The sequence below is a fragment of the Microcystis sp. T1-4 genome, assembly GCF_000297435.1.
GTDB lineage: Bacteria > Cyanobacteriota > Cyanobacteriia > Cyanobacteriales > Microcystaceae > Microcystis.
The window spans coordinates 1-6,208 of the sequence record NZ_CAIP01000422.1; the positions used below are offsets into that span (position 1 = coordinate 1).

Below are 6,208 nucleotides of genomic sequence, written 5' to 3' on the forward strand. Positions count from 1 at the left end.
AACTGATAACTGATAACTGATAACTGATAACTGATAACTGATAACTGATAACTGATAACTGATAACTGATAACTGATAACTGACTAGCGGACTCCTAAAAACTTATGGGTTTGGAGACTGAGACGCCATTGGGGATGCTGGAGAACATAATTAAAGACTAACTCTTTGGTTTCTGCTGTATTCCATTCGGGTTGTAGATATTTGATCACCCCTTCCGATAACTTACTTTCCTGCATAGCTGCCCAGTCTAAATCCTCTGGATGAGCCACGACAATTTTTAACTCATTCACCCGTGTATAAATACTAGGATCGGGCATTTTATAAGTTTTAGGAGAAAAAGTCACCCAATCAAAAACCCCAGTAAAAGGATGAGCGCCAGAAGTTTCTAAATGTACCCGTAAACCCTGATTTTTTAATTCCTTGGTTAAAGGATCAAGATTGTGCATCAAAGGTTCACCCCCAGTAATCACCACCATAGCGGGGTTAGCCCCTTTTGCCATCTCTACCAATTCCCCCAGGGATTTTTGGGGATAACGGTGGGCATTCCAAGACTCTTTTTGGTCGCACCAAGGACAATAGACATCGCAACCTCCCAAACGGAGGAAAAAAGCATTGCTTCCCGTCCAAAAGCCCTCGCCCTGCACGGAATGGAAAGTTTCGACCACAGGATAGGTACAATGGTTTATGCTAACCGTTTTCATAGAATTAGTATTATAGAAAATATGGACATTCCCCTGAACTTCGCCAAATACACCCAATGGTCTGGCATTGCCACGCTGGTTTTTTTGGTACTTACGATTATCGCTTTTCTCGTCGGTTGGGGAATCCGCTTTCGTCTCGTCGGTATCACTAGCTTTATGGCTGTGTTGACGGTGGGGATTTTCGGTCTTGGGTTAGGATTATTTACCCGTACCGAAATTCCGGGAGCGGTGAGATTCTCCCTTGTCTATGATAACGGAGCAAATCAAGCTGTTATCTCCCTGCCCAGTACTGTTACTCCCGATCAGGTGGAAGCAACCCTAAAACAAGCCGCTAGTGACTTGTTTTCCTCTGGTCGCGCCGGTGCTGGCGGTAATAATCAATTTATCATTAGCGCTCGCACTCTCGTTCATCCTCAGCCCGGTTTATCTGCTCCTTTGTACTTAGGGCAGATTAAAAAATCCTTCTCCGCCCCGGGGGATAATACACCCGAACTACAGCTTTTTCCCGAAAGTTTCGCTAAAATTAGCCAATAATCCTTGAGGTTGTCAAAAAATGTCCAATGCTGTCGCTGTTTTGCCCCTGTTAATCGCCCCCGCACAAGTGATTCGGGGTGACAATGCCCTAGAAGAATCCACCGGCAAATTAGCGGATTTGGGTAAACGTCCCCTCGTGGTGGGCGGCGATCGCAATTTAGCTTTTTTGTCATCTCCCCTGAAAAATCTCACTCCTAGCTATCACAGTTACGCCCCCGATTGTTCGGAAAATTCCCTAGCATATTTAAAGGCATCTGTCAAGAGTCATGAGGCAGATTTTATCATCGGTGTGGGTGGCGGCAAGGCCCTCGATACGGCCAAATTACTCGCCCATCAGTGCCATTTGCCGATCGCCACGATTCCCACCTCCGCGGCCACCTGTGCCGCTTGGACAGCCCTATCTAACATCTATTCTGACGCGGGGGCGTTTCTTTACGATCTGTCCCTAGCCCGTTGCCCGGATTTATTAATTCTCGATTACGGTATTATCCAAACTGCCCCGAAAAGAACCTTAATCGCTGGTATTGGCGATGCGATCGCTAAATGGTACGAAGCTTCCGTCAGTAGCGGTCATTCCACAGAAACCCTGATCATTGCCGCTGTCCAACAGGCCCGGGTTTTGCGGGATATTCTTTTCCAAAAATCCCCGGCAGCCCTGGAAAATATCGGCGGGGAGGACTGGAAACAGGTGGTAGATGCCACCGTTTTATTAGCCGGAGTAATTGGTGGTTTAGGGGGCGCTAATTGTCGTACCGTGGGCGCCCATGCAATTCATAATGGTTTAACCCATATTCCCGCTTGCCATCACGCGCTCCACGGGGAAAAAGTCGCCTACGGCATCCTCGCCCAATTGCGTCTAGAGGAAATAGTTTTGGGTAATCAATTGGCAGTATCGGCCCGGGGGCAACTAATCCAGTTTTATGAACAAATTGGTTTACCGAAATCCCTAGAGGATTTAGGATTAAGAGATGTTTCCCTTGCCCAGTTGCGCCACGCGGCCGCAATTGCCTGTCAGCCTAATTCAGACATTCATCGTCTGCCTTTTACGGTTTCCCCCGAACAAGTTATGGCGGCCATGGTTTCTACTACCACTGCCGATACGATCGGGCAGAAAGTTAAAGCTAATTAACGGGAATATTTTCGGGACTGATTAATAAAATTCTCACCTATAGCCCTAGGTTTTGAGCAGCAAATCAATCACAGCCCTCAACTAAACCATCCTGAAAGTCCCCCAAGCCTGAAAATCCTGATGCTGACAATTAAAAGAATAATCACCCTTCAATTGTGGGTTGGGTTGAATGATAGTGAAACCCAATAGGGAGTAAACGTTGGGGGTGGTGCGTTCCCAAATACAAATTAATGTTAAAGCCACAATGGTTTGAGGGAACGCACCCTACAGGCTCATGCTGAATAGGACAAAAATAAATGGAAGGAGTAAAAAAATGCCGACGATAGATCTAGAGAAAACACGGCAAGCCTGGACAAACTTAAAGCCAATACTCTTTATTCCTCGTAGCGAATCAGAATATGAACAATTAGTAATTATGTTAGATAATTTGATAGATGAAATAGGAGAAAATGAAAATCATCCTCTTGCTTCTTTAATGGAAATTTTGGGAATATTAATAGAAAACTATGAACAGGAAAATGTTCCCGAATTATAAATGGTAGGGGTGGTGCATTCCCAAATATTGGTTAACCTTGAAATTGTCATGTTTTCAGGGAAACGCACCCTAGGAAGCGATGCGTGCGCCCCAAATCCTTATCTGGCAAAAGACTTAATTGATTAGTTCGTTCTAGTCGGGTGTGGGGTAAAATCGGTAGCGATAGGCTTTCTCGATGGCTCAGGTTCTAGCATATATCGTGTAAATGCGCTAATATTCAAACTAAAGCCGTCCTCAAAAGACGGGGTTTGGAACTCAATTTTTCGATGACGACAATAATCGACGAGTTAAGGCAACAATGGCAAGATCGCCTCTCTCAAACAGAGGATTCCTTAACCGATCGCCAAAGGGATACCATTATCAATTGGTTACTCGGTGAAGATAGCCAACGTTGGGAAAATTTAGATGAGAGAGAGCTAGAAATCGCTAAACGGGGATTAGTCTATCTTTGGCAAATTCTGCGGCAACGCTATCTCAAGGTTAGTCCCACCCGCGCCTATCGTAACCTGATTGATCGTCTCGGCGCTTGTGTCACTCTCCGGCAAAAAATTCGCACTTGGGTTTCCTTAAGTCGCGATCGTCGGCAAGCGGTGGCCGATGTCTTGCAAGAAATTATTCAAGAAATGTTAAATAGCGATCGCTATCTGCAATCCCAGTTAACATGGATCTCTCGTTGTACCAACGATCAAGCTACTCGCGATCGGCTTCTGTTAGCCACCCTAGAGGAATATGCTCTGCGTCCGATCCGCAATCAACCCCTGTTAGCCTATCGTTTTGTTAATTATCTCCGTCGTCAATCGAGAAGCGGTATCACTAATGTGCCGCGGCAAGAAATGATCAGGATTCTCTCCGATGAAATTAGTGGTGATGAGGGGGAAACTAGCTTAAGTTTACTGGATCAAAATGCGATTGCCACCTACGAAGATCAACGCACTTGTCAAGAAGCGCAAATTCTCCGAGCAAAAGTTCAAGAGAGTTTTGCTAGGTATCTAGAGGAAAATGTTAGTCGGGAGGCGGTGACTTGGTTTAACCTCTATCTAGGGGGCGAAAGCCAAGATGCGATCGCCAAAGAGATGAATATTCCCATCCAACAGATCTATCGTCTCCGGGAAAAAGTTGGCTATCATGCGATTAAGGTTTTTGCCCTCAAGGAAGAGAGAGAATTAATCGCTGAATGGTTACAAATCAGCCCGAAAGAGCATAATTTTGGCTTAACTCTCAGTCAATGGCAAAGTTACTATGCTGGCCTTTCTCCCACGGGTAAAAGCGTTATCGAGGGCTTAAAAGCGGGTAAAACCCTTGAGGAAATCGCTGGCGAATTAAACTGTAAACGCACGCAAGTGGTCAAAGAATGGACGCAACTTTATCTAAGCGCCCAAAGTCTCAGGACAAAAACCTAATCAGTTATCAGTTATCAGTTATCAGTTATCAGTTCACTGAGAAAACTCCCCACACCCCACACCCCACACCCCACACCCCACACCCCACTTCCCATCCCCTTTTTGATTTTTGACTTCAAGAAATATGTGGATTATTAGCAAAAAAGTCGGTGTATTTACCCATTATTTAACCTCTACGGGGACATTTACACCTAGCATGGACAAAGCCAGTAAATTTTCTGCTCGGGAAATGGCGGATATTATGGCTAAAAAATACGGGGGAATAGTAGAGGCCATGAGATAATTATGACCATTGGCATTTGGATTTTAGGGGATCAATTATGGACAGGACAAGCGGCCTTAGCTAATCGTCAAGCCTATTCACAGGAAACACCAGTTATTTTAATTGAATCCCACAATCATATTCGACAAAGACCCTATCATCAGCAAAAATTAGTTTTAATCTGGTCGGCGATGCGTCATTTTGCCGAAGAATTAAAAACTTTAGGATGGTCTGTAACCTACGAAGTTACTGAAGATTTTGAACCAATTTTATCTGCTTGGATTAAACGATTAGGCATTAAAGAATTACAGATAATGATGCCTAATGATTTGCCCTTTCTTAGATTAATTAAAAATCTCAATTTAGACTGTGCTATAACCCTAATTGATAATAATCACTTTCTCTGGACAAGGACAGATTTTAATAATTGGGCTAAATCTCGTAAAAGACTATTACTAGAGGATTTCTATCGAGAAAGTCGCAAAAAATGGCAGATTTTAATGGAAAATAATCAACCCATAGGAGGACAATGGAACTTTGATAAACAAAACCGCAAACCGCCCAAGGATGGATTAAAAACAACTGATCCTCTTTGGTTTGAACCCGATGAAATTACCCTTCAGGTTATCGCTGATGTGGAAGCTTTAGATATTCCTAAATATGGAAAAATCAAACCTTTTCGCTGGGCAGTAACCCGCCGACAAGCTTTACAGGTATTAGAGCATTTTATTACTAATTGTCTGCCCAACTTTGGATCATACCAAGATGCGATGATAACGGGAAAAGAAACCCTCTGGCATTCCCTATTATCCCCCTATCTAAATCTAGGATTACTAACGCCGTTGGAAGTGATTCAAGGAGCAGAAATTGCCTATAAAAAAGATAATTTAGCCCTAAATAGCATCGAAGGATTTATCCGTCAGGTGTTGGGATGGCGGGAATATATGCAGGGAATTTATCATTATCTGGGAGAAGATTACGCTAATGGTAATTGGTTTGAGCATCAACAACCCTTACCAGCTTTCTTTTGGGATAGTAACCAAACCGAGATGAATTGCCTCAAACAAGTATTATCACAGGTGGAAAATACCGGTTATGCCCATCATATTCAAAGATTAATGATTTTGAGCAATTTTGCCTTAATTTTTGGTTGCTCTCCCCAAGAGATTGAAAACTGGTTTCATAGTGTTTTTATCGATGCCTACGATTGGGTAATGCAGACTAATGTGTTGGGAATGGGACAATTTGCCGATGGGGGAATTCTCGCTTCCAAACCCTACGCCGCCTCGGCCAACTATATTGATAAAATGAGTGATTATTGTCGGGGTTGTCTGTATAAAAAAAATGAACGAGTCGGGGAGTTTGCCTGTCCTTTTAACTTTCTTTACTGGGATTTTTTGGCACGACATCGAGAAAAATTAAAATCCCAAGGTCGAGTTAATATGATTTTAGGTCATCTCGATCGAATGTCGGCAGCTGAACTTAATCAAATGCGCTGCCAGTCCAACCAATTAAGAGCTATCAGTAGTCAGGAGTCAGGAGTCAGTAGTCAATAGTCGGGAGATTATAGCGTTTGTCACACCTGTGTGGTACATTTAAACTTTTGCTGATTAAGCTTTTCAACATCGATAATGTACCGGGAGCATC

At 43.5% G+C, this 6,208-nt stretch carries 7 protein-coding genes; 6 read left to right on the forward strand and 1 reads right to left on the reverse strand.

Going from position 1 to position 6,208, the window contains the following annotated elements:
* Positions 1-83: 83 nt before the first annotated feature.
* Positions 84-701 carry a 7-carboxy-7-deazaguanine synthase QueE gene (locus MICAI_RS20975; RefSeq protein WP_008206824.1) on the reverse strand — a complete coding sequence of 206 codons (618 nt, stop codon included), beginning with the start codon at positions 699-701 and terminating at the stop codon, positions 84-86.
* On the opposite strand from MICAI_RS20975, the gene MICAI_RS20980 reads away from it, so the two are divergent.
* From MICAI_RS20980 to MICAI_RS21000, 6 genes are all read left to right on the forward strand, one after another.
* On the forward strand, positions 678-1,235 hold the full coding sequence (locus MICAI_RS20980) for a Ycf51 family protein (protein WP_008206826.1): 558 nt from the start codon (positions 678-680) through the stop codon (positions 1,233-1,235). The genes MICAI_RS20975 and MICAI_RS20980 overlap by 24 nt on opposite strands.
* A 19-nt stretch (positions 1,236-1,254) precedes the next feature.
* Positions 1,255-2,364 carry an iron-containing alcohol dehydrogenase family protein gene (locus MICAI_RS20985; RefSeq protein WP_008206827.1) on the forward strand — a complete coding sequence of 370 codons (1,110 nt, stop codon included), beginning with the start codon at positions 1,255-1,257 and terminating at the stop codon, positions 2,362-2,364.
* Between the two features lie 313 nt (positions 2,365-2,677).
* The gene (locus tag MICAI_RS20990; RefSeq protein WP_002799107.1) at positions 2,678-2,899 is read left to right on the forward strand and encodes a hypothetical protein; all 222 of its coding nucleotides are present in this window, start codon (positions 2,678-2,680) and stop codon (positions 2,897-2,899) included.
* 266 nt (positions 2,900-3,165) lie between these two features.
* Entirely contained in the window at positions 3,166-4,299 is a 1,134-nt protein-coding gene (locus MICAI_RS20995; RefSeq protein ID WP_008206831.1) for a HetZ-related protein 2, read from the forward strand.
* A gap of 124 nt (positions 4,300-4,423) precedes the next feature.
* Positions 4,424-4,582 (forward strand): hypothetical protein, encoded by a 159-nt coding sequence (locus MICAI_RS26635; protein WP_008206835.1) that lies wholly within the window; start codon positions 4,424-4,426, stop codon positions 4,580-4,582.
* Positions 4,583-4,584: 2 nt separating this feature from the next.
* A complete protein-coding gene (locus MICAI_RS21000) occupies positions 4,585-6,117 on the forward strand; it encodes a cryptochrome/photolyase family protein (protein WP_008206838.1) in 1,533 nt (510 codons plus the stop codon).
* The last annotated feature ends 91 nt before the right edge of the window (positions 6,118-6,208 follow it).